The 24850-nt window shown below is 69.0% G+C and carries 15 protein-coding genes; 12 read left to right on the top strand and 3 right to left on the bottom strand.

The genetic code is table 11. The features are described from left to right. The first annotated feature begins 69 nt into the window (after nt 1-69). From G6N35_RS11685 to G6N35_RS11660, 6 genes are all read left to right on the top strand, one after another. Entirely contained in the window at nt 70-1071 is a 1002-nt protein-coding gene (locus tag G6N35_RS11685; protein WP_163804396.1) for a hypothetical protein, read from the top strand. Between the two features lie 44 nt (nt 1072-1115). Beyond that, a complete protein-coding gene (locus G6N35_RS11680; protein WP_163804395.1) occupies nt 1116-1592 on the top strand; it encodes an Rrf2 family transcriptional regulator in 477 nt (158 codons plus the stop codon). A 69-nt stretch (nt 1593-1661) separates the two neighbouring features. Beyond that, nucleotides 1662-2783 carry a TDT family transporter gene (locus G6N35_RS11675; protein ID WP_163804394.1) on the top strand — a complete coding sequence of 374 codons (1122 nt, stop codon included), beginning with the start codon at nt 1662-1664 and terminating at the stop codon, nt 2781-2783. 120 nt (nt 2784-2903) lie between these two features. Beyond that, nucleotides 2904-3785, top strand: a complete 882-nt coding sequence (locus G6N35_RS11670; protein ID WP_163807621.1) for an LLM class flavin-dependent oxidoreductase — start codon at nt 2904-2906, stop codon at nt 3783-3785. Between the two features lie 15 nt (nt 3786-3800). Beyond that, entirely contained in the window at nt 3801-4970 is a 1170-nt protein-coding gene (locus G6N35_RS11665; protein WP_163804393.1) for an alpha-hydroxy-acid oxidizing protein, read from the top strand. A 4-nt stretch (nt 4971-4974) separates the two neighbouring features. Then, nucleotides 4975-5649, top strand: a complete 675-nt coding sequence (locus G6N35_RS11660; RefSeq protein ID WP_163804392.1) for a pyridoxamine 5'-phosphate oxidase family protein — start codon at nt 4975-4977, stop codon at nt 5647-5649. Nucleotides 5650-5658: 9 nt separating this feature from the next. Here G6N35_RS11660 and G6N35_RS11655 read toward each other — a convergent pair whose 3' ends face one another. The 3 genes from G6N35_RS11655 to G6N35_RS11645 form a co-directional block, all read right to left on the bottom strand. Next, on the bottom strand, nt 5659-5808 hold the full coding sequence (locus G6N35_RS11655; protein ID WP_163804391.1) for a hypothetical protein: 150 nt from the start codon (nt 5806-5808) through the stop codon (nt 5659-5661). Nucleotides 5809-5861: 53 nt separating this feature from the next. After that, the gene (locus tag G6N35_RS11650; RefSeq protein WP_163804390.1) at nt 5862-6092 is read right to left on the bottom strand and encodes a hypothetical protein; all 231 of its coding nucleotides are present in this window, start codon (nt 6090-6092) and stop codon (nt 5862-5864) included. A gap of 103 nt (nt 6093-6195) precedes the next feature. After that, a complete protein-coding gene (locus G6N35_RS11645) occupies nt 6196-7371 on the bottom strand; it encodes a cytochrome P450 (RefSeq protein ID WP_163804389.1) in 1176 nt (391 codons plus the stop codon). A 198-nt stretch (nt 7372-7569) separates the two neighbouring features. On the opposite strand from G6N35_RS11645, the gene G6N35_RS11640 reads away from it, so the two are divergent. From G6N35_RS11640 to rfbB, 6 genes are all read left to right on the top strand, one after another. Continuing rightward, nucleotides 7570-7932, top strand: a complete 363-nt coding sequence (locus tag G6N35_RS11640) for a hemophore-related protein (protein WP_163804388.1) — start codon at nt 7570-7572, stop codon at nt 7930-7932. A 187-nt stretch (nt 7933-8119) separates the two neighbouring features. Continuing rightward, nucleotides 8120-9730 (top strand): PfaD family polyunsaturated fatty acid/polyketide biosynthesis protein, encoded by a 1611-nt coding sequence (locus tag G6N35_RS11635; protein WP_163804387.1) that lies wholly within the window; start codon nt 8120-8122, stop codon nt 9728-9730. Between the two features lie 47 nt (nt 9731-9777). Beyond that, nucleotides 9778-16551: a type I polyketide synthase gene (locus G6N35_RS11630; protein WP_163804386.1), complete on the top strand. Its 6774-nt coding sequence runs from the start codon at nt 9778-9780 to the stop codon at nt 16549-16551. Further along, nucleotides 16548-22973 (top strand): beta-ketoacyl synthase N-terminal-like domain-containing protein, encoded by a 6426-nt coding sequence (locus G6N35_RS11625; RefSeq protein WP_163804385.1) that lies wholly within the window; start codon nt 16548-16550, stop codon nt 22971-22973. The genes G6N35_RS11630 and G6N35_RS11625 overlap by 4 nt, the downstream gene beginning before the upstream one ends. A 4-nt stretch (nt 22974-22977) precedes the next feature. Continuing rightward, on the top strand, nt 22978-23847 hold the full coding sequence (gene rfbA / locus G6N35_RS11620; protein WP_163807620.1) for a glucose-1-phosphate thymidylyltransferase RfbA: 870 nt from the start codon (nt 22978-22980) through the stop codon (nt 23845-23847). Then, nucleotides 23847-24845, top strand: a complete 999-nt coding sequence (gene rfbB, locus G6N35_RS11615; RefSeq protein WP_163804384.1) for a dTDP-glucose 4,6-dehydratase — start codon at nt 23847-23849, stop codon at nt 24843-24845. Before rfbA ends, rfbB begins: the two co-directional genes overlap by 1 nt. The last annotated feature ends 5 nt before the right edge of the window (nt 24846-24850 follow it).

Below are 24850 nucleotides of genomic sequence, written 5' to 3'. Positions count from 1 at the left end.
GGTGGGTAGCCGATTAGTTTCTCAGTTTCCTCTCAGGTACCCTCGAGATCTCGAATCGGCAACAAGGCGGTGAGTTCAGTGCGGCGGGGCATCGGTGCGATCGTCATCACCGGCGTGGTACTCGTGGGTGCCACCGTCGTCGTCGCCAACCCCGTGCTGGTGCCCCAATCCGACGTCCGGGTGCCTCCCGTCGAACTGTCCGCCGGCAGCGCTGCACCGGGCAGCATGCTGGACCGGGCGTTCCTCGACGCCATCGCCCAGCAACCGACCGACTCCGCGCCCGTCAGTGTGGTCAAGCGGATGCTGGCCGAACTGGCCGCCAACGCCGCCCTGCTCGGCGGCAAAGCGGTCGAAGAGGTCGTCGATGCCCACACTGCGATAGCCGCCGCTCCGGCGCCGGCAGCCGTTTCGCTGGCCGCCGCGCCCGTCGCGATGGTGCCGCCCGGACTGCTCGACGCGGTCGGGCCGGTCAACCTGCCGAGCATGCCCGCCGCGGTGCCTGACATCGATCCCACACTGCGCCAGGCGCTGACCTCGCTGGTCGCCGACGTGGGATATGTCGGCGGCCAGATCGTGGTCGCCGCGCTGGCGACCGGTGCACTGGTGTCCTCGGAGCCCAGACTGATCGTCGACGCCGTCGCCGCGCTGGCCGCCGGGGATCTGCACACCGCGGCCGTTACCGCCATCACCGCGGTGTCCGCTCCGGTCGTCGCGCCGCTGATCGTTGCCGACGCGGTCAACACCGTGGTCCGCAACCGCTTCGTCGACGTCCCGCCGACCCGGACCCAGGAGCAGGCGTCCGTGCGGCTACGGCCGACAGCCACCGCCAGCGGGGTGCGCCGCCATACCGCGGCGGCCCTCTCGTCTGTCGGCCCGGCGGCTGCCAGCCCGAACGGCGCCACCGACCTGCGCGACGGCAACAAGACCAGCCCGCGGTCGGCGGAGTTGCAGGCCAAGGCCGGCGCGGCCATCCGGTCGGCCCGGCAGTCTGCCGACCGCTTCGGTGACGCCGTGCGTACGGCACTCGGCCCGCGTGCGGCGGCCGACGCGGCCACGTCGACCGACAACTGAGTGCCTGAGGCGGTTGTCACCGGCGCGGTGGCAGAATTCGCGGCATGCGAATGTCGGCGAAAGCGGAGTACGCCGTTCGCGCCATGACCCAGCTCGCCTCGGTGGACGGCGGCGTTCTGGTCAAGACCGAGGACCTGGCCAAGGCCCAGGGCATTCCGGCGCAGTTCCTCGTCGACATCCTGTCCGTGCTCCGCACCGATCGGCTGGTGCGCAGCCACCGCGGCCGCGACGGCGGCTACGAGCTGGGCCGCCCCGCCGCCGAGATCAGCGTCGCCGATGTGTTGCGCTGCATCGACGGCCCGCTGGCCAGCGTGCGTGACATCGGGCTGGGCGATCTGCCCTACACCGGACCCACGAAAGCGCTGACCGATGTCTGGCGTGCCCTGCGCGCCAGCATGCGCTCGGTGCTCGAAGAGACCAGCCTCGCCGATGTGGCCAGCGGGAACCTGCCCGACCACGTCGCCTCGATGGCTCGCGACTACCTCAAGCAGGAGAACCGCCGCGGCCACCACACTGGCTGACGGCGCGTCGCAGCCGTAGAACGCCCTTGTGCCACGCGGGCGAAGGTGCACCCGTAGCCTCTGTCACTTATGGCGACGACGCACTCGCACGAAGTGTTGGGCAACATCGGACCCAATTGGTTCGCCTCGGTGATGGGTACTGGCATCGTGGCGACCGCCGGTGCCACACTGCCGATCCAGTTCCGCGGGCTGCAGGCCTTCACCCAGATCGTGTGGGTGGTCGCGGCAGTATTGCTGGCCGTGCTGCTGGTCGTGGTGGGCGGCCACTGGGTGCGCCATCCCACGACGGCCCGTAGCCACGCCCGCAACCCGCAAATGGCGCATTTCTACGGGGCGGCGCCGATGGCGATGATGACCGTCGGGTCCGGCGCGCTGCTGGTGGGGCAATCGGTGGTGGGCTCGCGGCTGGCCGTCGACCTGGCCTGGGTGCTGTGGACCGCGGGCACCATCAGCGGTCTGTTCACCGCGGTCAGCATTCCCTACCTGATGTTCACTCAGCACCATGTGGAACCCGATGCCGCTTTCGGGGGCTGGCTGATGCCGATCGTCCCGCCGATGGTGTCGGCGGCCACCGGTGCGCTGCTGCTCTCGCACATGGCGCCGGGAACCGGTCGCACCACGATGTTCTACGGGCTGTACGCCATGTTCGGCCTGTCACTGGTGGCCGCACTGATCATCATCTCGATGATCTGGAGCCGGTTGGCGCTCTACGGCACCTCGGGTACCGCGCGGGTGCCGACGCTGTGGATTGTGCTCGGTCCGCTGGGCCAATCCATCACGGCGGCAGGTCTTTTGGGACTCAACGCCCATCTGGCGGTGGCTCCGGCCCTGGCCGAGAACTTCAACGCGCTGGCCGTCCTGTTCGGAGTGCCGGTGTGGGGTTTCGCGGTGTTGTGGATCGCACTGGCGGCCTCGCTGACGGTGCGCACGCTGCGCCGCGGGATGCCCTTCGCCCTGACCTGGTGGAGCCTGACGTTCCCGGTGGGGACATTCGTCACCGGCACCACCCAGCTGGCCGTGCACACGTCGCTGCCGGCGTTCAAGGTCGCCGCCGCGCTGGCCTACGCCGGACTGCTGTGCACCTGGCTGCTGGTGGCGGTGCGCACCATGCGCGGCAGCCTGCGCGGCAATCTGTTCGCCCCGCCGCCGAATGCCGGCCCGGTGCGGGCCAGCAAGGATCCCATCACCTGAGCCCCGGTCGCGGCTGAGCCGGCTGCGCCGAAATCGACACTTCGGCGCGTAACCACGGTGCGGGACACGCCAGAACGTCGACCTCGGCGACGTGCCAGAATCGCGAGCGTGCAGATTGGCATGACGCTGCCGGTCATGGAGCCGGACATCGATGCGGACGTCTTGAAGCGCTGGGCCCGAGCGGTCGACGAGGGCCCGTTCTCCTCGTTGTGCTGGGGCGAGCGCATCGCGTTCGGGAACCCGGACTCGCTGACTCTGCTCGGGGCGCTCTCGGCATGGACCGATCGGGTTCCGCTGGTGACCACCGTCGTCGTGCCGCAGCTGCACGACCCGGTGATGCTGGCCAAGGCACTGGCCACCGGTGACATGCTGTGCGGCGGGCGGCTCGTGGTGGGTATCGGTGTCGGCGGACGACACGAGGACTACCGCGCCGTGGGTGCGGACCCGGCAACCCAGACCATGCGGGAGATGGCCGACCGGGTGGCCGTCATGCAACGCATCTGGTCGGGGGAGAAGATCACCGAATCCGTGCTGCCGGTCGGGCCGCGGCCCGCGCAGCACGGTGGACCCCGGCTCCTGGTCGGTACCATCGGGCCCAAGACGATCCGCAGTGCCGCGCCGTGGGCCGAGGGGCTGGCCGGGATCACCCTCGATCTCGACCTGGACAAGCAGAACGACCTGTTCGACGTGGCCCGCACCGCCTGGAAGCAGGAGGGCAAAGCAGACCCGCACCTGGCGACCTCGTTCTGGTTCGCCCTCGGCGACGGGGACACGGCGCGTACCCAGGTGCACCGGCATCTGCGCCACTACATGAACTGGATTCCCGGCGAGATCGTCGATGCGATGGCCCCCACCACCGGCTGGGCGGGCACCGACGATGAGCTCGTGGCGACACTGCGCGGATTCGCCGAGATCGGCACCAGCGAGGTGCATCTGATCCCCACCAGCACCGACATCGATCAGTTGCGCCGAGTGGCCGACCTGGTCGCCGAGGTCGCCTGAGCACGAGGTACCGCCATGACCCAGCCCTACGGCAACTACCAGATCGAGATCTACTTCCAGGGTCTCACCGGGGTGTTGCCAAGCCTGCCGATGACGTTCACTGAACTGGAATCGCGTGCTGCCCAAGCGCTTTCACCGTCGGTGTGGGCCTATGTCGCAGGCGGTGCCGGCGATGAACGCACCCAGGACATCAACGCCACCGCGTTCAACCAGTGGGGTCTGATCCCGCGGATGCTGGTCGGCGCCACCGAGCGCGACCTGTCGGTCGAGTTGTGGGGCAGGCGCTGGCCGAATCCGCTCTTCATGGCTCCCATCGGCGTCATCGGGCTGTGCACGCCGGACGAGCATGGGGATCTCGCCGCCGCCAGGGCTGCTGCCCGCACCGGGGTACCGCTGTGCGTGTCGACGCTGACGATGGACCCGCTGGAAGATGTGGCGGCCGAATTCGGGGACACGCCAGGGCTTTTCCAGCTCTACACGCCGACCGACCGGGATCTGGCCGAAAGCTTCGTGCGCCGCGCCGAGGCGGCCGGTTACGCCGGCATCGTGGTGACGCTGGACACCTGGATTCCCGGCTGGCGCCCGCGTGACCTGGCAACCGCGAACTTCCCGCAGCTGCGCGGCAAGTGCCTGTCCAACTACATCAGCGACCCGAACTTCCGGGCCAAGGTGGACGCCGACATCGACGCCGACCCGCGCAACGCCGTCATGCAATGGGTAAGCGTGTTCGGAAATTCGTTGACGTGGAACGACTTACCGTGGCTGCGATCGCTGACAAAGCTTCCGCTGATCCTCAAGGGCATCTGCCATCCCGACGACGCGCGGCGCGCCATCGACGCCGGGGTGGACGGCATCTACTGCTCCAACCACGGCGGCCGCCAGGCCAACGGTGGACTGCCGGCCATCGACTGCCTGCCTGAGGTGGTGGCCGCCGCCGGTGACGTACCGGTGCTGTTCGACTCGGGAGTGCGTTCCGGGGCCGACGTCATCAAGGCGCTGGCGCTGGGCGCCAGCGCCGTGGGCATCGGCAGGCCGTATGCCTACGGGGCGGCGCTGGCCGGCACCGACGGGATCATCCATGTGCTGCGCTCGATGTTGGCAGAGGCCGACCTCATCATGGCCATCGACGGCTATCCGACACTGGCCGACCTGACGCCTGCGGCGCTGCGCGCCGTGCGACAGTAGGGGCATGCCGCACCCTTCGACACACGTCAGCCGCCTGGCCGAGAAGCAGAACACTTCCCGCGACCGCCTCGACGAGCTGCTCGATGCCACCCCGTTGGCCACCATTGCGCTGGTCCGCGACGGGCACCCGGTGATCTTCCCGATCGGATGCGCCCGCATCGACGATGAACTGGTGATCCACGGCTCGACGGGGTCGCCCTGGTTGCGCCAGCTCGCGGGCGGTGCCCAAACGGCGGTCTCGGTGACGGCATTGGACGGAGTGCTGGTGGCGCGCAGCGCGTTCGAATCCTCATTCCAGTTCCGCAGCGCCGTGCTGTTCGGCGCCTTCGAGGTGGTGCCCGACGGCGACAAGGTGGCCTACCTGCAGGCGCTGACCGACACCTTCATCCCCGGGCGGGTCGCCGAGTTGCGGCCGAGTAATCGCAAGGAACTCGCCGCCACCCTGGTGCTGCGGATGGCCATCACGGCGGACAACTGGTCGCTGAAGATCGGCGACGGCTGGCCGGAGGACCCCGACGAGGACGTCGCCGCCGGGGCGTGGGCCGGAATCGTCCCTCTGACAACGGTTTACGGGGAGCCGCGCCGTGCTCCGGACTGCGACGCCAGCACTCCGATCCCACCCTCGGTCACTGCGATGACGGGGGAGCTGTCGAACCGGCGGCACCAGCCCAACCCCTAGAACCCGGGCTCAGCGCCGATTCCACGGGGCGAACAGCGTCCGCAGCAGTTTTCGGAAGCCCTCCGGGAACACCACGTCTTCGCCGCGTTCGGCCTCCGCGCGGGCTTTCTCCCGTTCCTCGAAGCTCGCGTGCCTGGCGGCGTCGTCGTCGGTGGCCATGGTCTCCGACGGTATCCGAACTACACCCGCGACGGGGCGACAGTGGCGAAAGCTCAGGCGGGCAGGCGGCCGCTCGGGTGCCGGGCGACCGCCGAGAGCCATTCCGCGGTCACCCGGACATCGTCGAGCTGACGGTCGGTTCCGTCGATACGTTCGGACAGCTCGCGCAGCTGCCTGGCGAGATCGGCACGTTGCATGACAAGCCGCACCCGCATCCGTTCCAACGCGGTCAACAGCATCCGAGCCTCTGAGCGGCTGGGAACTTGCGGTACTGACGCGGCCATGGCGGTACTCCTTAGATCCGAGTACTTCCAGGTTGCGCTCGTCGGCGACGGGAAAGCTCGCCGTTTGGGACACCCCCAGCTGGTTGGCAGGAGCCCGGGAGATTCACCAGATCACGGGAAGTGGCGACAGTCCGTGGGACAGTGAATGGAAGCCTTCGCCCATACTCGACACCTCGCCGAGCAATTGCATCGTCGGAAACCGCGGAATGAGCTGGGAGAAGACAATTTTGAGCTCCAAGCGAGCCAGCGCCGCGCCCAGGCAGTACCGCATGCCGTAGCCGAAACTGACATGGGCGGCCCCGGTGCGGCTGAGGTCGGCCCGGTAGGGGTCGGGGAAGGCGGCGGGGTCGTGATTGGCCGAGCCCGGGTCGAGCAACACCAGATCCCCGGCCCTGATCGTCACCTGCCCGACGTCGATGTCGTCGCGGGCGTAGCGCGGCACGCCGATGCCGCCGGGCATACCCACCCGCAGCAATTCCTCGACGGCGTTGGGGATGAGCTGCGGGGACTCCAGCAGCGCCCGCCACTGGTCGGGATGGGTGAGCAGCAGCAGTGACTGCAACCAGATCTGCATCACCGTCGTCTCGTGTCCGGCGAATAGCAGCTGCATTCCCAGAGTGGCGATTTCGAGGTCGGACAGGTCCGGCTCGTCGCATAACCGGGAGATGACGTCGTCAGCAGGATCGGTGCGCTTGGCGGTGACCAGTTCCATCCCGTAGCCCACCAGAGACATCAAGCCGTCTTCGGACACGCTGTCGTCGGGGGAGAAAGCGGCCTGCTCCACCCACACCCGGAACCGGTCCCGATCGGAGTAGGGCACGCCGAGCAGATCGCAGATCACCGAGACCGGGAAAGGTTGCGCCAGGCTGGTCAGCAGATCGGCAGGCGGCCCCTGCCGTTCCATCTCGTCGAGCAGCGCGCTGCATTGCGCCTCGAGTTTGGGCGCGAGTTCGCGCATGTGCTTGGGAGAGAAGTGCGGTTGCAGCAGCTGACGCATTCTGGCGTGGTCGGCCAGTTCGGTGTCGAAGTCGCCGATCGGTCCGCCGAACAACGCCGAGGTGCGGCTGCGTGGTGCGTTGGCGGGGTCGCGGTGAGTGCGGCCCAGTCGTTCGTCATCCATCAGCCGGCGTACCTCGGCGTAGCCGGTGACCAGCCAGGCCTCGTGGCCGACGGCGGTCAGCACCTTGTGGATCGGGCCGCGGGACTGCAGCGTCTGCAGCTCCTCGGAGGATCGGAGCGGATGGTCCTGGCGAAACGGCAGCTGCACGGACGCGGTCATGGGGCTCCTTCTGCAGGACGTCAGATGGTCCGCCTTCGACGGTAGAACGCGGACCGGGTTTTCGGAACTACCAGTCTTGTTGGGCTGTGAGCGCCACTTCGGCCGGTCGCACCGTTTTGTCCCCGAAAGTTCGCTGTGATGGTTGACTGGCCTGCATCCAGCACGCCGCAAGGTCGATCCCGGGAAGGTCGCGCGTCGATGACATCTGCACAGTGGGTGCGAAGGGCCATCGTCGGCGGGGGCCTGCTGGTGGTGCTTCCACTGGCGTCGGCGGCTGCGGCATCGGCTGATCCGATCACCGATGCGCTTGCTACTACACCCTGTAGCTACGCCCAGGTTTCGGCTGCCCTGAAGGCGCAAGCACCGGCGCTGAGCCTGCAGTTGGCCTACCGGCCCGACATGCAGGCCAACCTGCAGCAGTTCCTGGCGCTGCCGGTGGACCAGCGCCAGGCGCAGATCGCCCAGCAGCAGTCGGCGATGGACCCGCAGACCGAGGCGATGCTCGCTGCTGCAGTGGGTCCTGCGGTCACCAAAGTGGCCAACACCTGCATGAACTACTGAGGGCGTTTCCTGAGAGCCCCGCGCGGCGTAATTCTTACGAATTCACGCCGACATGCGGTTTCAGCAACACATGACTTCGGTTACCGGATAACCTTCTTCACAGGGTTACCGGCTGGTAGGGGGGCCGGGATAAGAACGTGTTCTAAAACGGCCTCACGCACGCGTCAATTCGTTAAAGTGCGTCACCATGCGTGCCTCCTTGGCTAACTCGCGTCCGATGGACGGCGCGTCCGGTTCTTTGCTCGACCGTCACGATGTCAGCGATGCACTGACCGCGATCCGCAGGCCGGTTGCCGTGGTGTCGTCGGCCCAGGGCCCCCGGCCGATCGTGCTCGACGATGCCGGGTTGCTGACGCCGGAGATCCTGGGTCAGGACGTGCTGGCCGTCCTGCCCCCGATCTACCCCGAATGGCTGGGGGAGCGCAGTTTCACCGCCACCCATGGGGTGCGGTTCCCCTATGTCATCGGCGAGATGGCCCGCGGCATCGCGACCCCGCAGATGACCATCGAGGGTGTCCGGGCCGGGGTGATGGCCTTCTATGGCAGTGCGGGACTGGATCTGGCGACCATCGAAGCCGGTGTCCGGGAGATCCAGGCCGCCCTTGGCCCCGATGCCGGGGGCTGGGGCGCGAACCTGATCCACAACATGCACAACGACGCCGTGGAGATGGCCACAGTCGACCTGTTCCACCGGCTCGGTGTTCGCTACGTGTCGGCCTCGGCCTTCATGCGGCTGACGCCAGCCATCGTCTACTACGCGGCCAAGGGTCTGCGCCGCGGTCCGGACGGCCAGATCGTGCGGGCCGGACACGTCTTCGGCAAGGTGTCCCGCGAGGAGGTGGCGCGACAGTTCCTCTCGCCGGCGCCCGAGGCCATGCTCGCCGCGCTGGTCGCCGATGGCCGCATCACCGCCGAGGAGGCGGCGCTGGCGGCGGGCATCCCGGTCGCCGAAGACATCACCGCCGAAGCGGATTCGGGCGGCCACACCGACAATCGTGCGCTGACGGTGCTGTTGCCGGGCCTGATCGCGCTGCGCGACGAGATCGCCGCCGCCCACGGTTATGCGGTGCTGCCACGGGTGGGCGCGGCCGGTGGTCTGGGCACACCGGCATCGGTTGCGGCCGCTTTCGCCGCCGGTGCGGCCTACGTGCTGACCGGGTCGGTGAACCAATCCGCAGTGGAGAGCGGTCTGGCCCCCGACGCGCGCAGCCTGCTGGCGCTGGCCCAGGCGACCGACGTCACGATGGCCCCCGCTTCGGACATGTTCGAGATGGGGGTGACCGTGCAGGTGCTCAAGCGCGGCACCATGTTTGCCCAGCGCGGTCAGCGGCTCTCGGACTTCTACCGCCGCTACAACTCGTTCGAGGAGGCGCCGGCCGAGGAGGTCCGCAACCTCGAGACCACGGTGCTCGGCCGCGCCGTGGACGACATCTGGCAGGAAACCGAAGCCTTCTTCGCCCGAAGCGACCCGCGACAGGCCGAACGTGGGCGAACCGATGCCAAACACCGGATGGCGCTGGTGTTCCGCTGGTATCTGTTCATGGGTTCGCAGTGGGCCCGCGACGGTATCTCAGAACGCCGCGCGGACTATCAGATCTGGTGCGGCCCGGCCATGGGCGGGTTCAACGACTGGGTGCGGGGCAGTTTCCTGGAGCCGGTACCCGCGCGCACCGTTCGCCAGATCGCACTCAACCTCCTCGAAGGCGCGGCCACCGTCACCCGGGCCGGCCAGTTACGTACTGCAGGCGTCGAAATGCCGCCTTCTGCATTCGATTTCCGTCCCCGACCTCTCGGATAGCTCACTTCGCCGGTTCATTCGTCCACCTCCCCCGGATAAAAGGTGTCATGACAGACCACAAGCAGCACCCCCTCGCCACCCCCGTCGCCGTCGTAGGAATGACAGCCATCTATCCGGGCGAGCCGGGACTGGACGGCTTTTGGCGCACCATCACCACCGGCCGTGACGCCATCGGTGACGTGCCGCCCACGCACTGGCTGATCGACGACTACTACGACCCGGACCCCAAGGCCGTCGACCGGACCTATTGCAAGCGCGGCGGATTCATCGAGCCGGTGCCGTTCGACCCGGTGAAGTTCGGCCTGCCGCCCAATGCGCTGCCGTCCACCGACTCCGCACAGCTGCTCGCTCTGATCGCGGCCCGCAAGGTGCTCGACGAGGCCACTCGCTCGGGTGTGCAGGTGGATCTCGACCGTGTCGACATCGTGCTCGGTGTCGCCTCGACCACCGAACTCGTGGTCCAGATGGGATCACGGATGCAGCGCCCGGTGTGGCGTAAAGCGTTGCTGGAGAACGGTTTGTCTGAATCGGAAGCCGACGAGATCTGCAGCGATATCGCCGATTCCTACCCGGCCTGGCAGGAGAGCACCTTCCCCGGTCTGCTCGGTAACGTCGTGGCGGGCCGGGTGGCCAACCGCCTCGATCTGGGCGGCAGCAACTTCGTGGTGGACGCCGCCTGCGCCAGCTCGCTGTCGGCGCTGCAGGCTGCGCTGCACCGGCTGTACCTGCACGAGTCCGATCTTGTGCTCACCGGCGGCGTCGATGCGCTCAACGACGTGATGATGTACATGTGCTTCTCCAAGACGCCGGCCTTCTCGCCGACGGGTGACTGCCGGCCGTTCTCCGACAGCGCCGACGGCACCATCATCGGCGAGGGCGTGGGCATGCTCGCGCTCAAGCGTCTCGAGGATGCCGAGCGCGACGGGGATCAGATCCACGCGGTGATCCGCGGGCTGGGCTCGTCCTCGGATGGCCGCGCCTCCAGCGTGTACGCGCCGCGCTCGGAAGGCCAGGCCAAGGCGTTGCGTCGCGCTTACGAACGCGCCGGCTACGAGCCCGAGACCGTCGAACTCCTCGAAGCCCACGGCACCGCCACCAAGGCCGGCGACGTCGCCGAGTTCGCCGGCCTCAAGCAGGTGTTCACTGATCATGCCGCGCGCATCGCGCTCGGGTCGGTCAAGTCCCAGATCGGCCACACCAAGGCCGCGGCGGGGGCGGCGGGGCTCATCAAAGCCGTTCTGGCGCTCCAGCATTCGACGCTGCCCGGCACGCTCAAGGTGGATCGCCCGAACCCGGCCATGCATCTCGAGGAAACACCCTTCTACGTCAACGCGCAGACCCGCCCGTGGGTGCGGCCCGGTGATCAGCCGCGCAGGGCGGCCGTCAGCTCATTCGGCTTCGGCGGCAGCAACTTCCACGTGACGATCGAGGAGTACACCGGCCCGCACCGCGCCAAGCGGTTGCGTGCGCTGCCCAGCGAGCTGGTGGTGCTCAGCGCCCCGTCCGAGGCGGAGCTGGCCACCCGGGCCGCCGAACTCGCCGCCGCGGCGGCGGCCGGTGACAGCCTGGCCCGGATCGCCTACGACTCGGCGCGCACCTTCGATGCCGGGCACACTGCGCGGGCCGGCCTGGTCGCCACCGATGTGACCGCACTGCAGACGCTGGTCGAGAAGCTGCGCACGGCGCTCGCCGGGGGCACCGTCGCGCAGCTCAAGGACGCCAACATCGCCGTCGGTATCGGGCCTGCCCGCGACGGTAAGACCGCGTTCCTGTTCCCGGGGCAGGGCAGCCAGTACGTCGGAATGGGTGCCGATCTGGCGCTGGCCTTCCCGCAGGCCGTCGCGGTGTGGGATTCGCTCGGCGGTGATCTGGCCGAGCTGCACCGGGTGGTGTTCCCGGAGCCGGCCTTCGACACCGAGACGGCCGACGCCCAGCGCGCGACGTTGACTGCGATGCAGAACGCCCAGCCGGCGATCGCGGCGACCAGCCTGTCCCAGCTCGCGCTGCTCGACGTGCTCGGTGTGCACGCCGACGCCGCCGCCGGGCACAGCTTCGGTGAGGTGTCGGCGCTGGCGGCCGCCGGCGTGCTGCCGTTGCAGCGCCTGGTCGACACCGCGCGTACCCGGGGCGTGCTGATGGCCGAGGCGGGTCAGGGCCGCGATGGAGCGATGCTCGCGGTCACCGCGAGTGCCGCGGACGTCCGTGCGCTACTCGATGCCGAGCCGCAGGCCGCGGCCGCGCTGGTGATCGCCAACGACAATGCCCCGGGGCAGGTGGTGCTGGCCGGACCGGACGCCGACATCGCATGGGCGCAGAGCGCTGCCAAGGCCGCCGGCTGGACGTCGGTTCGGTTGCCGGTGGCCTCGGCGTTCCACTCGCCGATCGTGGCGGCGGCCTCCGAGCCGCTGACGGCCTACCTCAAGACGATGGAATTCGGGCCGGCGCAGTTCCCGGTGTACGCCAACGCCACCGCCCAGACCTACAGCGACGGGGTCGCCGAGCAACTCGGTGACCAGGTGCGCCAGCCGGTGCGGTTCCGCGAGATGGTCGAGGCCATGGCCCGCGACGGCGTCACCCGCTTCATCGAGGTCGGCCCCAGCCGGGTGCTGACCAAGCTGGTCGACCAAATCCTCGACGGCACAGCGCATCTGGCGGTGGCGCTCGACGACCCGAAGGCGGGCGGCCTGCGTGGCTGGCATCGCGGCCTGGCGGCGCTGGCCGCCGACGGGGTGTCGCTGAACTTGGCCGCCCTCTACGACATCTACGAAGAGCCGGCGGCGCACGTACCGGCACCCAAGCATGCGGTACTGGTAGGAGGAGCCAACGTTGGAAAGCCTTACCCGCCGGCGGACGGCAAGGTCACGATCACGCCGAAGCGCACTCGCGTGAGCGCCCCGAGCGCGCCGCAGCCGGCCGCCGTGACCGCTGCGCCTGCCCCGGTAGCGGCACGTAACGGTGCCCCCGCTCCGGCTCCGTCGCCGGTTGCTGCTGCGGTGCAGACGCTTCCGGCTCCCGCCCCGGCCGCGCCACCCGCACCCGCCCCGGTGCTGCCGCGCGTCGGTGCATCTGCTCCGGCGGCCGCGCAGGCACCGCTGTCCACCGATGCCTGGAGCATCATCGACCGCATCCAGAAGGAGACTGCGCAGCAGCACGAGCGCTATCTCGGTGCGGTGGCCGACACCCACAAGGCGTTCCTGGAGATGTCGGCGCAGATGATGGCTGAGATCGTCGGTGAGCACTCCGCCGCACCGCAGGCGCTGACACCCCCGCCCGCTGTGGTCGTAAGCGCCCCCGACGCGGTGGTGCACACCGTGCATACCGTGGCCGAGCCCGCCGCGCCGGCCCTTGCGCAGGTAGCTGCCCCGGCGCCTGCCCCGATAGCTCCCGCGCCCGCTCCGGTAGCGGCCCATGCCCCCGCGCCTGCTGCACCGGTCGCCGATGCCGGTGCGGTGGTGTTGGCGATCGTGTCGGAGAAGACGGGGTATCCGGCGGACATGCTTGGGCTGGATATGGAGATGGAGTCCGAGCTGGGGATCGACTCCATCAAGCAGGTGGAGATTCTGGCGGCGTTGCAGGCGAAGTTCCCTGGTGCGCCGGAGATTCCGGCCTCGGAGTTGTCGAGTATGCGGACGCTGCAGGATGTGGTGGATTCGGTGGCCGATTTCGCCTCGGCGGGTGCTCAGGCTCCTGCTGCTGCGGTCGCGCCTGCCGCTGCTGCGGCTGTACCTGCGGTGGATGCCGGTGCGGTGGTGTTGGCGATCGTGTCGGAGAAGACGGGGTATCCGGCGGACATGCTCGGGCTGGATATGGAGATGGAGTCCGAGCTGGGGATCGATTCGATCAAGCAGGTCGAGATCTTGGCGGCGTTGCAGGCGAAGTTCCCTGGTGCGCCGGAGATTCCGGCCTCGGAGTTGTCGAGTATGCGGACTCTGCAGGATGTGGTGGATTCGGTCGCTGACTTCGCGTCGGCGGGTGCTCCCGCGCCGACCCCCGCCGCGCCCGCGCCTGTTGCTCCTGCGGTGGATGCCGGTGCGGTCGTGTTGGCGATCGTGTCGGAGAAGACGGGTTATCCGGCGGACATGCTCGGGCTGGATATGGAGATGGAGTCCGAGCTGGGGATCGATTCGATCAAGCAGGTGGAGATTCTGGCGGCGTTGCAGGCGAAGTTCCCTGGTGCGCCGGAGATTCCGGCTTCCGAGCTGGCCAACCTGCGTACCCTGCAGGACGTCGTCGACTCCATTGCCGGGTTCGCCTCCGGCAGCGCACCGGCTGCTCCGACTGCTGCGCCGACCCCCGCCGCACCTGCGCCTGCTGCACCGGTCGCCGATGCCGGTGCGGTGGTGTTGGCGATCGTGTCGGAGAAGACGGGGTATCCGGCGGACATGCTTGGGCTGGATATGGAGATGGAGTCCGAGCTGGGGATCGACTCCATCAAGCAGGTGGAGATTCTGGCGGCGTTGCAGGCGAAGTTCCCTGGTGCGCCGGAGATTCCGGCTTCCGAGCTGGCCAACCTGCGTACCCTGCAGGACGTCGTCGACTCGGTGTCGGGCGCCACGTCCGGTGGCGTATCCGAACCGGCCGCACCCGCACCGCAGACCTCGGTGGTCACCGCGCCCTCCGGCGGTCTGGACTGCACCGAGGCGGCAACGCGGGAAGTTCCCCCGAGCGGCTTTGCCATGGCCGGCCTGCGGGACGGCGAAGTGTTGATCACCCGGGAGAACGCGGCGTTCGCCGAAGATCTCGAACGGGTGATGATCAGCCACGGCATCAAGGCCCGCGCGGTCGACGTGGTGCCCCACGAGGCGGCTGCGGTGATCAGCCTGGCCGCGCTCGGCCCGGCGCACTCACCGCAGGACTGTGTCGACATGCACCTGCGGGCCTTCCACGCCGCCCGCAGTGTCGCCAAGAGCGCCTCGCGGTCAAGGCTTTTCGTCACGGTTCAGTCCACCGGCGCCCGCTTTGCCGGAGCCGACATCCCGGTCGGGGTGGCCAGCGTGGCCAAGACCGCCGCCTGGGAGTGGCCCAATGCCTCGGTGCGGGCCATCGACATCGAGAACCTGGATGCCGAACGCCTGACCGCCGAACTGCTCGCCGGCGGCAGCGGGGTGGAGGTCGCCTTGCGCAGCGACGGCTCCCGGCTGGTGGTCGTCGACGACGTCGACGCCGAGCCGACGGGACAGGAAATCAGTGTTCCCTCCGACGGCGTCGTCGTGGTCACCGGCGGCGCCCGCGGAGTGACGGCGCAGTCGGCGCTGGCCCTGGCCCGCCGCCACGGTCTGCGCCTGGCCCTGCTGGGCCGCACCGCATTGCAGGAGGTGACGGCCGACGAACCGACGGGCACCACCGCGACGGAGATCGCCACGGCACTGGCCGCCTCGGCCCGCGCCCGCGGCGAGACGCTGACGCTGCCGCAGGCCCGGGCCCGGGCCGAACGCCTGCTGGCCGAGCGGGAAGTCCGCGCCACCCTGGCGGCTGCCGAGCAGCAAGGCACCCCGGCCCGCTACTTCGCCGCCGACATCAACGACGCACACTCGCTGCGCACCGTCCTCGATGACGTGCGCGCCCACGTCGGGCCTATCGTCGGTGTCGTCCACGGTGCGGGTGTGCTGGCCGACCGGCGTCTGGAAGACCTCGACGACGAACAGTTCGTCCGGGTCTTCGGCACCAAAGTCCTTGGTGCCGAGTCACTCCTGGCGGCGACGTCGTCGGACGATCTGCGGTTCATCTCGTTGTTCTCCTCCATCGCAGCGCGCGCTGGCAACCCTGGACAGTGCGCCTACGCGGCCGCCAACGCGGTGCTGGAGTCCATCGCGGCCCGCGAGGCCGCCCGCCGCGGTGAGAACTGCGTGGTGCGGGCGTTCGGCTGGGGTCCATGGGACGGCGGCATGGTCGATGCCACCCTCAAGAGCCGGTTCCTGGAATCCGGCGTGGGGGTGATCCCGATCGGCGAAGGTGCGCAGTTCTTCGCCGAGCATGCGCTGCGGCGTGACCCGGCCACCGCGATCGTCGTCGCGGCTCCGGCGCAGGGACGGCTGCGGACGGCCCGCCTGGATTGGGATGTGTCCACCGAGAACCTGCCGGTGCTCGCCGACCATCAGGTCCGCGGCCGGGTCGTCGTGCCGGTGGTGATCGTGCTCGATGCCATGCTGCGCGCGGTGCGCGGCTTGGTGCCCGATGCAACTCCGGTCATCCGGGATTTCCAGGTGCTCTCCGGTGTCACCTTCGCCGAGTGCGAACAGCAGGCTCTCACCCTGGACTTCGAGCCGACTGGCTCGGCCTACACCGTGAGCGTTCTGGATCCGGAGGGCCGTAAGCGTTACCGCGCTGTCCTGGAAACCGAAACCCAGCCTGCACCAAGTCTTTCAGTGCCGTCCTTCACCGGCGGGCAGTGGCCGTTCGGGGTGGACGAGATCTACGGCGGGCCGCTGTTCCACGGTCCTCGGTTCGCGGCCATCGAGCAGCTGGAGGCGGTCGGCACCGCCGGCGGCAGCGCCATCCTCAAGGGACTGGCTGAGCTCGGCTGGCCGGACGGTGACTGGGCCATCGACCCGGTCGGCGTCGACGGCGGACTGCAACTGGGCATCCTGTGGGCCAGCGCGCACGGACGGCCACTGGTGTTGCCGGTGCGCATCGGGCGGGCGGCGTTCCACCGGCCGTTCGGGGATGGCGGCAGCCTGAACTGCCGGATCGCCGCCAAGCCGGTCAACGACAAGCGCGTCGATTTCGACATCGTGCTCCAGACCGCCGACGGTGGGCTGGTCGCCGAACTGGAAGGTGTGGAGTTCTACGTGGCCGGCACTGGGGCGGATACGACGGCGTGAGTGGTTTCGAGCCGGTCGCCATCGTCGGGCGCAGCTGCATCCTGCCCGGCGCACCCACTCCGGAGGCACTGTTCGACGCGACGCTCAACGGTCGCTGCCTCCTGACACCCACCCGCCCCGAACACTGGCGGGGCGTCGATCCGGCAGCCCTGCTGGCCAGTGACAAGCAAGGCCTTCGGGTGTCCTCGGCCACCGGCGGATACATCGACACCGCACCCGATCTCGGGGTGCTGGGCTCGGCGATCGCCGATGTCGGCCGGCTCGACCCGATCGCCCACTGGCTGTCCTACTGCGCGCACCACGCGCTCGGCGGCACGGCGGCGCCGCGGACGGGACTCATCGTGGGCAATCTGTCCTACCCGTCGAGCGGTAACACCGAGTTCGTCGAGGGAGTCTGGAACGGGACCGGGCACGCCGACCCACGTAACCGCTTCTGTTCCGGGTTGCCGGTGCATCTGGTGGCCGGGGCGATGGAGATGACCGGACCGGCGTTCGCCCTGGACGCGGCATGCGCATCGTCGCTGTATGCCATCAAGCTGGCGTGCGACGCCCTGCACGACGGCGAGGCCGACGTCATGCTGGCCGGTGGTGCCAACGGCGCCGACGACCTCTTCCTGCACCTGGGTTTCACTGCGCTGCAGGCGCTCAGCCCATCGGGACGGTCGCGGCCGTTCCACACCGACGCCGACGGGCTGGTGCCCGCGGCGGGTGCAGCACTGGTGGCACTCAAGCGCCTCGAGGACGCCGAGCGCGACGGTGACCGGATCCTCGGCGTGATCCTGGGAGTCGGGCTGTCCAACGACGGGCGCCAGAGCGGCTTCCTGGCCCCCGCCGTGGGCGGTCAGACCCGGGCGATGCTGGCCGCGTTGGATCAGGCCGGACTCAACCCCGCCGACATCGACTACCTGGACTGCCACGCCACCGGAACACCGCTGGGCGATGCGACCGAACTGCAGAGCATCCTCGCCGCCTACGGCGAGGTGCCACTGCGGCTCGGCGCGCTCAAGGGCAACCTGGGGCACACCATCACCGTCTCCGGTGCGGCCAGCCTGATCAACGTGCTCTCGGCCATGCAGACCTCGACCATCTCTCCGGCTCTGTGTGAGAAACCCACCGCCGCACTGGGCGACACCTCCTTCACGCTCGCCACCACCCCCACCGCCTGGGACGGCGACGTCAAGCGGGCAGCGGTCAGTAACTTCGGGTTCGGCGGGAACAATGCCCATCTGATCGTCGAGAACTACGTACCCGGCCGCCGGCGCTCGGCGCCGCCGGCCGCGCCCTCCGGCGATGTCGTGCTCTGCGCGCTGGGTGTGGTCACCGGCGACGCACGCGACCTCGAGTCGTTCCGGCGCCGTGCGCTGGGCCCCGAGGCCGCGCCGACGCCACTGGACACCGTCGAACTCGGCCTTGTCCGCCTTGGCTTTCCGCCCAGTGAACTCAAGTCCAGCCTCAGCCAGCAGACCACCATGCTGGCCGCCGCCGGGCAGGCGCTGGATCAGGTGGGCACCGACCCCGAACGCACCGGTGTCATCGTCGGGATGGGGTGCGATGCCACCATCGCCCGGCAGCGGCTACGGGTGCTGCACGCCGACGACGAGGCCTGGCTGACCGCCAACGCCGAGGCTGCCCCCAAGCTGACCGCCGACGGTGTGGTCGGCACCATGCCGAACATCCCGGCCAATCGCATTCACGCGCAACGCGATTTCCGCGGTTGGGGCTTCACCGTATCCAGTGAGGAACTGTCCGCGATCACCGCACTGCGTCTCGCGGTGCGGGCGTTGCGGCGCGGTGAACTCGACGCCGTGGTCGCCGGTGCGGTCGACATGTGTTGCGAGCCTGCCCACGAGCGGGCGGCCGACGCCGTGGGCGCCGGGGGATGGGAACCGCACGGCGACGCTGCGGTGGCGTTCGTGCTCAAGCGGCGGGCCGACGCCGAAGCCGCCGGTGACGACATCATCGCCGTGGTCGACCCCGATGGGACTGTGAGCGCAGCGGATCCGAATGTCGGGGCGCAGCGATTCGGCCGGACCCATGCCGCCAGCGCGGCCATCGAGATCGCCGCGCGCGCAGAGGCGTTGCGTACCCGGGTCCGAGTGGACAGCAACGGCGCCCAGCCCACGCCGGGTGAGACCCGAACCTCGATCTGGCTGGAGTCACTGGGCGGGCGGTCTGATGGTGTGGCCCTGTCGGCGGTGGACCATCGGCCCCGGCCGCTGGCGCTGGGCGCGGTACCGATCATCGAGCGCTACGCCGGTATTTGCCGTGACGAGGTACTGGGCCGGATGAAGCGCCGCGAGCCCGGTGGCGACGGGGGCGTGCGGTGCTCGGTGGTGTCCGACAACGAGACCTCGCTGGAGACGCTGCGCACAGCGGCCATCGAGCGTCTCGAGCGCGGCGAGGTACCGGTGATCCCCGGTGTCGCGTTCGCCGACGGTCCGACCACCGGTGAAGTGGCCTTCATGTTCACCGGCGCGGCGGCGGCCTATCCCGGCGCGGGGCGCGAGCTCTTCCTGGCCTGGCCGGAACTGGGCGACGCGCTGGCCGGCCGGCTGTCCGGCGTGGGTGCCCTGGCGCGCCCGCTCTACGGCGCCGGGATCACCACGTTGGACCCGCGCACCCAGCTGACCGGTTGCGCCCTGGTCTGTCAGGCGCATGCGGAGTTCTCCCGCACCGTGCTCGGACTGGCGCCCACCGCGGCCATCGGGTTGTCCTCCGGTGAGACGAATTCGCTTCTGGCGTTCGGGGTGTGGCGCGATCTGGAGGAGATGCTCGAGGAGATCGAGGCCTCCGGCATGTACGGAGAACAGCTCACCGGCAGCTGCCGGGTCGCGGCCGCCGACTGGGGGCTGGGCGAGCAGGCCGCGCCGTGGGAGTGCTGGCGGGTCACCGCTCCGCGTGCCGAGATCGAGGCCGCCCTGGACCGTGAACCGCACGCCTACATGACGATCGTGCAGGCGCCCGACGACTGCGTGATCGGTGGTGATCCCGCGGCGTGCAAGCGGGTGATCGAGTCGGTCGCGGGTGCGGCGGCGATCCCGCTGGGCCTGGACATGGTGATCCACTGCAGCGCGATGGATCCGTTCGCCGACACGTGGCGGGCCATCCACACCCGACAGGCCCACGTGGCCCCCGGGGTGCGGTTCTACACCAACGCCGGGAACCGGGCCTATGTGCCGACCAGCGAGGCCGCGGCAGCAGCGATCACCCAACAGGCCGTCGAGCCGATCGACTTCCCGGCGACGATCCTGCAGGCCTACGCCGACGGTGTCCGGGTCTTCGTCGAGCACGGACCGCGTGCCATCCTGACCGGTTCGATCCCGAAGATCCTCGGGGATCGCCCCCATGTGGCGGTTGCCCTGGACCCGCAGGAGCGTCGCGGGTTGCGAGCGCTGGCCGAGTCGGTGTCCAAGCTCTGGGTGCACGGCCTGCCGGTGCGCGTGGACGCCGTCGATGCCCGCCTGGACCAACTGCGCCGGCAGTCCGCCCCGGTATCAGCCGACACACCCCGCACGGTGACACTGCCCGCCCACTGGCCCGACGTCGTCTCGGTGTCCCAGCCGCAGTCCGTACACCACGCGTCCGAGAATGGGAGCGCCCCGATGCCGGAGATCGACTACGGAACCGTGCAGACCATGCCGGCGGCACCGGCGTATCCGACGCCGCTGGTGATCCCGCAGAAGGAGGTCGTCGTCACGGCCACCGAGGTGGTGCCCTCGCGTGCCGAGGCTGCGGCCGCCGCCGTCAGCGGCCGTGCCGCAGCTGCGCTGAGCCTGGTCGAGTCGGTGGGGCAGGCCCATGCGGCGTTCGTCGAGCAGCAGGCGGCCGCGCATGAGTCGTTCCTGAAGATGCGGGCCGAGATGCTGTCGATGGCGGCCGGTCGGCGCGCTCCGGTGACACTGGAGTCGTCGCCGTCGCCGGTGGCCCTGACCGCGGCTCCCCCTGCGGCACAGCCGCTGTCGCCCGCACCGCTGCCAGTACCCCCGGCCCGCGTCCAGGTGGCTTCGCCGGTTCAGGCCGCCCCGGTGGCGCCCCCGCTGCCGCCGCCGGCTACCGCACCCCCGCCCCCGGCGGCCCCGGCGCCCAAGGAGGCGCTGTGGTCCCGCGCCCAGCTCGAAGTGCTTGCCGGAGGCAATATTTCGGAGGTTTTCGGCCCGAAGTTCGCCGAGCTCGACCAGTACGACCGGCTGGTGCGGATGCCCGAACCGCCGCTGCTGCTGGCCGATCGGGTGATGCTCATCGAGGGTGAGCCCGGCACCATGGGCACCGGCCGGATCGTCACCGAGACCGATGTCGACCCGGACGCCTGGTACATGCACAACGGGCGGATGTCACCCGGTGTGGTGATCGAGTCCGGACAGGCCGACCTGCTGCTGGCGTCCTGGCTGGGTGCGGACTTCCACAACCGCGGTGAGCGGGTCTACCGGTTGCTCGGGTGCGACCTGACGTTCATGGGCGAGCTGCCCAAGGGCGGCGAGACGCTGCGCTACGACATCCACATCGACGGCCACGCCAAACACGGCGACACCCGGCTGTTCTTCTTCCATTACGACTGCTACATCGGCGATCGGTTGATGATCTCGGTGCGCAATGGGCAGGCCGGCTTCTTCTCCAATGAGGAACTGAGCCACTCCGACGGGGTGCTGTGGGACGCCGCCGATGACGTGCCGCGCCAGGGTGCACGCCGTGACGAGCCGCCGCGGATCACCCAGAAGCGCTCGTTCGACCGCGCCGACGTCGATGCCTTCACCGACGGGCACGCCTTCGCCTGCTTCGGACCCGGCTTCGAGCGCGCCGCCGCGCACACCCGCACGCCCAAGCCGCCGCGCGGCAAGCTGCGGCTGATCGACGAGGTGGCCGAGTTCCAGCCCGACGGCGGGCCCTGGGGCCGCGGCTATCTGCGGGCCACCGCCTCGGTGCCCAGGGACACCTGGTTCTACGACGGGCATTTCAAGAACGACCCCTGCATGCCTGGCACCCTGATGGCGGATGCCGCTACCCAGGCGCTGTCGTTCGCGATGGCCGCCTACGGCTTCACCATCGAACGCGACGGCTGGCGCTTCGAGCCGGTTGCCGAGGAGATGGCCCGGTTCGTCTGCCGCGGTCAGGTCATCCCCGACGCCGACCACCATCTCGATTACGAGGTGTTCATCGAGGAGATCATCGACGGGCCCACCCCGACGATCTACGCCGCCCTGCTGTGCCGCAGCGACGGGTTCAAGGTATTCGGCTGCCGCCGGTTCGGGATGCGGCTCGTGCCGGACTGGCCGATGCCGCCCGGAGCGCCCGGCCCGATCCGGATCCTGGAGGGCACCAAGGACGTTCGCGGTGACTACGGCGCACTGCTGGCCTGCGGGCGGGGGATGCCCTCGGATGCCTTCGGCTCCCTGTACAAGCCGTTCGACGGGACCCGGCGCGCGCCGCGGCTACCGGATGAGCCCTATCACTTCGTCTCCCGCATCGTCAGCGTCGACAGCCCGCCCGGGGTGCCGACCAAGGGCGGCACCGTGGTCGCCGAGTACGACGTGCCGGCGGATGCCTGGTATTTCGAGGACGGCAAGACCACGACCGTCCCGCTGTCGGTGCTCATCGAGATCCTGTTGCAGCCGTGCGGCTGGCTGTCGTCGTACAACGGCTTCGCCGCCAACCGTCCCGACGACGTGGTGTTCCGCAACCTCGACGGCGACGAGGTGGTGCTGGTCAAGCCCGCCGAAGTAGGGACGCTGCGGATCACCTCGACGCTGAGCCGCTACGCCGAGGGCGGCGGGTCGACGATCGTCTTCTTCGACGTCACCTGCACCCAGGGCGATCACGTCGTGATGACGATGAAGACGGCGTTCGGCTTCTTCAGCCCCGACGCGCTGAAGAACCAGGTGGGGCTGAAGGTGGAGCCCGGTCAGCTGGAGTCGCTGTCGGATCCCGCCCCGATCGCCATGCCGTACCAGGCTGACGAGCTGCGCGGTGACCCGTGGCTGGCGCAGGGCAGGCTGCAGGTGATCGACCGGGTCAGCTTCTGGCCCACCGGGGGAGTCGAGGGCCTGGGCCGGCTGGTCGCCGAATACGACGTGCACCCCGAAGCATGGTTCTTCAAGGCGCACTTCTTCCAGGATCCGGTGCAGCCGGGGTCGCTGGGCCTGGAGGCCATGCAGCAGGCCGCCCGGGCGGCCGCCAAGCTGGCCGGCCTGGGCAGCGAGGACAGCCGGTTCGAGATCGTCGCCGTCGGACAGCCGTTCAGCTGGAAGTTCCGCGGCCAGGTGGTACCCACCAATAAGCGGACTCGCAGCGAGATAGATATTCTCTCGGTGACACGAGAAGATCTCGGTGTGCTGGTCGTCTTCCAGGGTTCGTTCTGGGTCGACGATCTGCGCATCTACGAGACACTGGGGATGGGCGTGCGGATCATCGAACGGGCACATGGCTAGTGACATGCGCGGCATCATCCTGGCCGGCGGGTCGGGCACTCGGCTTCACCCGATCACGCAGGGTGTTTCCAAGCAGCTGATCCCGGTCTACGACAAGCCGATGGTGTACTACCCGCTGTCGACGCTGATGCTGGCCGGGATCCGCGACATCCTGGTGATCACCACCCCGCATGACGCGCAGTCCTTTGAGCGGCTGCTCGGCGACGGGTCGCGGTTCGGGGTGTCGATCACCTTCGCCCAGCAGGCCTCACCGGACGGCCTGGCGCAGGCCTTCACCATCGGATCGAATTTCATCGGTTCGGACAAGGTGGCGCTCATCCTGGGTGACAACCTGCTCTACGGCCCCGGCATGGGTACCCAGCTGCGGGCCTTCGCCACCGTCGACGGCGGCGTGATCTTCGCCTACTGGGTGGCCGAGCCGTCGGCGTACGGCGTGGTGGAGTTCGACGCCGCGGGCACGGTGGTGTCGCTGGAGGAGAAGCCGAAAGCTCCGAAGAGCAACTACGCGGTGCCGGGACTCTACTTCTACGACAACGACGTGGTGGAGATCGCGCGTGGTCTGCAGCCCAGCGACCGCGGCGAGTACGAGATCACCGACGTCAACCGCGCCTACCTCGAGCAGGGGCGGCTTCGGGTGAATGTCCTGCCGCGCGGTACCGCCTGGCTGGACACCGGCACGTTCGACCAGATGACCGATGCCGCCGATTTCGTGCGGACCATGGAGCGCCGTACCGGGTTGAAGATCGGGGTTCCCGAGGAAATCGCTTGGCGGCAGGGCTTTCTCAGCGATGATGAGTTGCGCGAGCGCGCCGAGAAACTGGTGAAGTCGGGTTACGGCTCCTATCTTCTCAGTCTGCTGGAAAGGGGCCTCTAGTGGCCCGGCTGCTGGTCACCGGAGGGGCCGGCTTCATCGGGTCGAACTTCGTGCACCACGTCATCGAGCACACCGATCATCACGTCACGGTGCTCGACAAGCTCACCTACGCCGGTAACCGTGCCTCGCTGGCCGGCCTGCCGGAGGGTCGGCTGACGTTCGTCCGTGGTGACGTGGCCGACCCCGACGTGGTCGACGATTTGGTGGCCACCTCCGACGCGGTGGTGCACTACGCGGCGGAGTCGCACAACGACAACTCGCTGTCCGACCCGAAGCCGTTCCTGCAGACCAACCTGATCGGCACTTTTACCCTGCTGGAGGCCGTGCGCAAGTACGGTGTGCGCTTCCACCACATCTCCACCGATGAGGTGTACGGCGATCTGGCCCTCGACGACCCGGCCCGCTTCACCGAAGCCAGCCCGTACAACCCGTCCTCGCCGTACTCGTCGACCAAGGCAGGCAGCGACATGCTGGTACGGGCCTGGATCCGGTCCTATGGCGTGGCCGCGACGATCTCGAACTGCTCCAACAACTACGGGCCCTACCAGCATGTGGAGAAGTTCATCCCGCGCCAGATCACCAACATCCTGCTGGGGATCCGGCCCAAGCTGTACGGCGAGGGCCGCAACGTGCGGGACTGGATCCATGCCGATGACCATTCCTCGGCCGTGCTGCGGATCCTGGAGGCCGGCCGGATCGGCGAGACCTACCTGATCGGTGCCAACGGGGAACGCGACAACAAGACCGTGGTCGAGTTGATCCTGACCATGATGGGACGCGACGCCGACGCCTACGACCACGTCCCGGACCGCAGCGGCCACGACCTGCGGTATGCCATCGACTCGACGAAGCTGCGTACCGAGCTCGGGTGGTCGCCGCGGTACTGCGACTTCGAACACGGGTTGTCGGCGACGATCCAGTGGTATCGCGACCACGAGGACTGGTGGGCACCGGCCAAGGACGCCACCGAGGCGTTCTATGCCCGGCTCGGGCAGTAAGAGGA

Source organism: Mycolicibacterium anyangense, from assembly GCF_010731855.1.
Taxonomy (GTDB): Bacteria; Actinomycetota; Actinomycetes; order Mycobacteriales; family Mycobacteriaceae; genus Mycobacterium; species Mycobacterium anyangense.
This window is presented reverse-complemented; position numbering and strand designations above follow the sequence as displayed.

Coding starts and splice junctions, on each gene's coding strand:
- G6N35_RS11630 (WP_163804386.1), top strand. CDS start 9,778: ATGACAGACCACAAGCAGCACCCCCTCGCCACCCCCGTCGCCGTCGTA.
- G6N35_RS11640 (WP_163804388.1), top strand. CDS start 7,570: ATGACATCTGCACAGTGGGTGCGAAGGGCCATCGTCGGCGGGGGCCTG.
- rfbA (WP_163807620.1), top strand. CDS start 22,978: ATGCGCGGCATCATCCTGGCCGGCGGGTCGGGCACTCGGCTTCACCCG.
- G6N35_RS11675 (WP_163804394.1), top strand. CDS start 1,662: ATGGCGACGACGCACTCGCACGAAGTGTTGGGCAACATCGGACCCAAT.
- G6N35_RS11670 (WP_163807621.1), top strand. CDS start 2,904: ATGACGCTGCCGGTCATGGAGCCGGACATCGATGCGGACGTCTTGAAG.
- G6N35_RS11660 (WP_163804392.1), top strand. CDS start 4,975: ATGCCGCACCCTTCGACACACGTCAGCCGCCTGGCCGAGAAGCAGAAC.
- G6N35_RS11635 (WP_163804387.1), top strand. CDS start 8,120: ATGCGTGCCTCCTTGGCTAACTCGCGTCCGATGGACGGCGCGTCCGGT.
- G6N35_RS11645 (WP_163804389.1), bottom strand. CDS start 7,371: ATGACCGCGTCCGTGCAGCTGCCGTTTCGCCAGGACCATCCGCTCCGA.
- G6N35_RS11665 (WP_163804393.1), top strand. CDS start 3,801: ATGACCCAGCCCTACGGCAACTACCAGATCGAGATCTACTTCCAGGGT.
- G6N35_RS11650 (WP_163804390.1), bottom strand. CDS start 6,092: ATGGCCGCGTCAGTACCGCAAGTTCCCAGCCGCTCAGAGGCTCGGATG.
- G6N35_RS11680 (WP_163804395.1), top strand. CDS start 1,116: ATGCGAATGTCGGCGAAAGCGGAGTACGCCGTTCGCGCCATGACCCAG.
- G6N35_RS11655 (WP_163804391.1), bottom strand. CDS start 5,808: ATGGCCACCGACGACGACGCCGCCAGGCACGCGAGCTTCGAGGAACGG.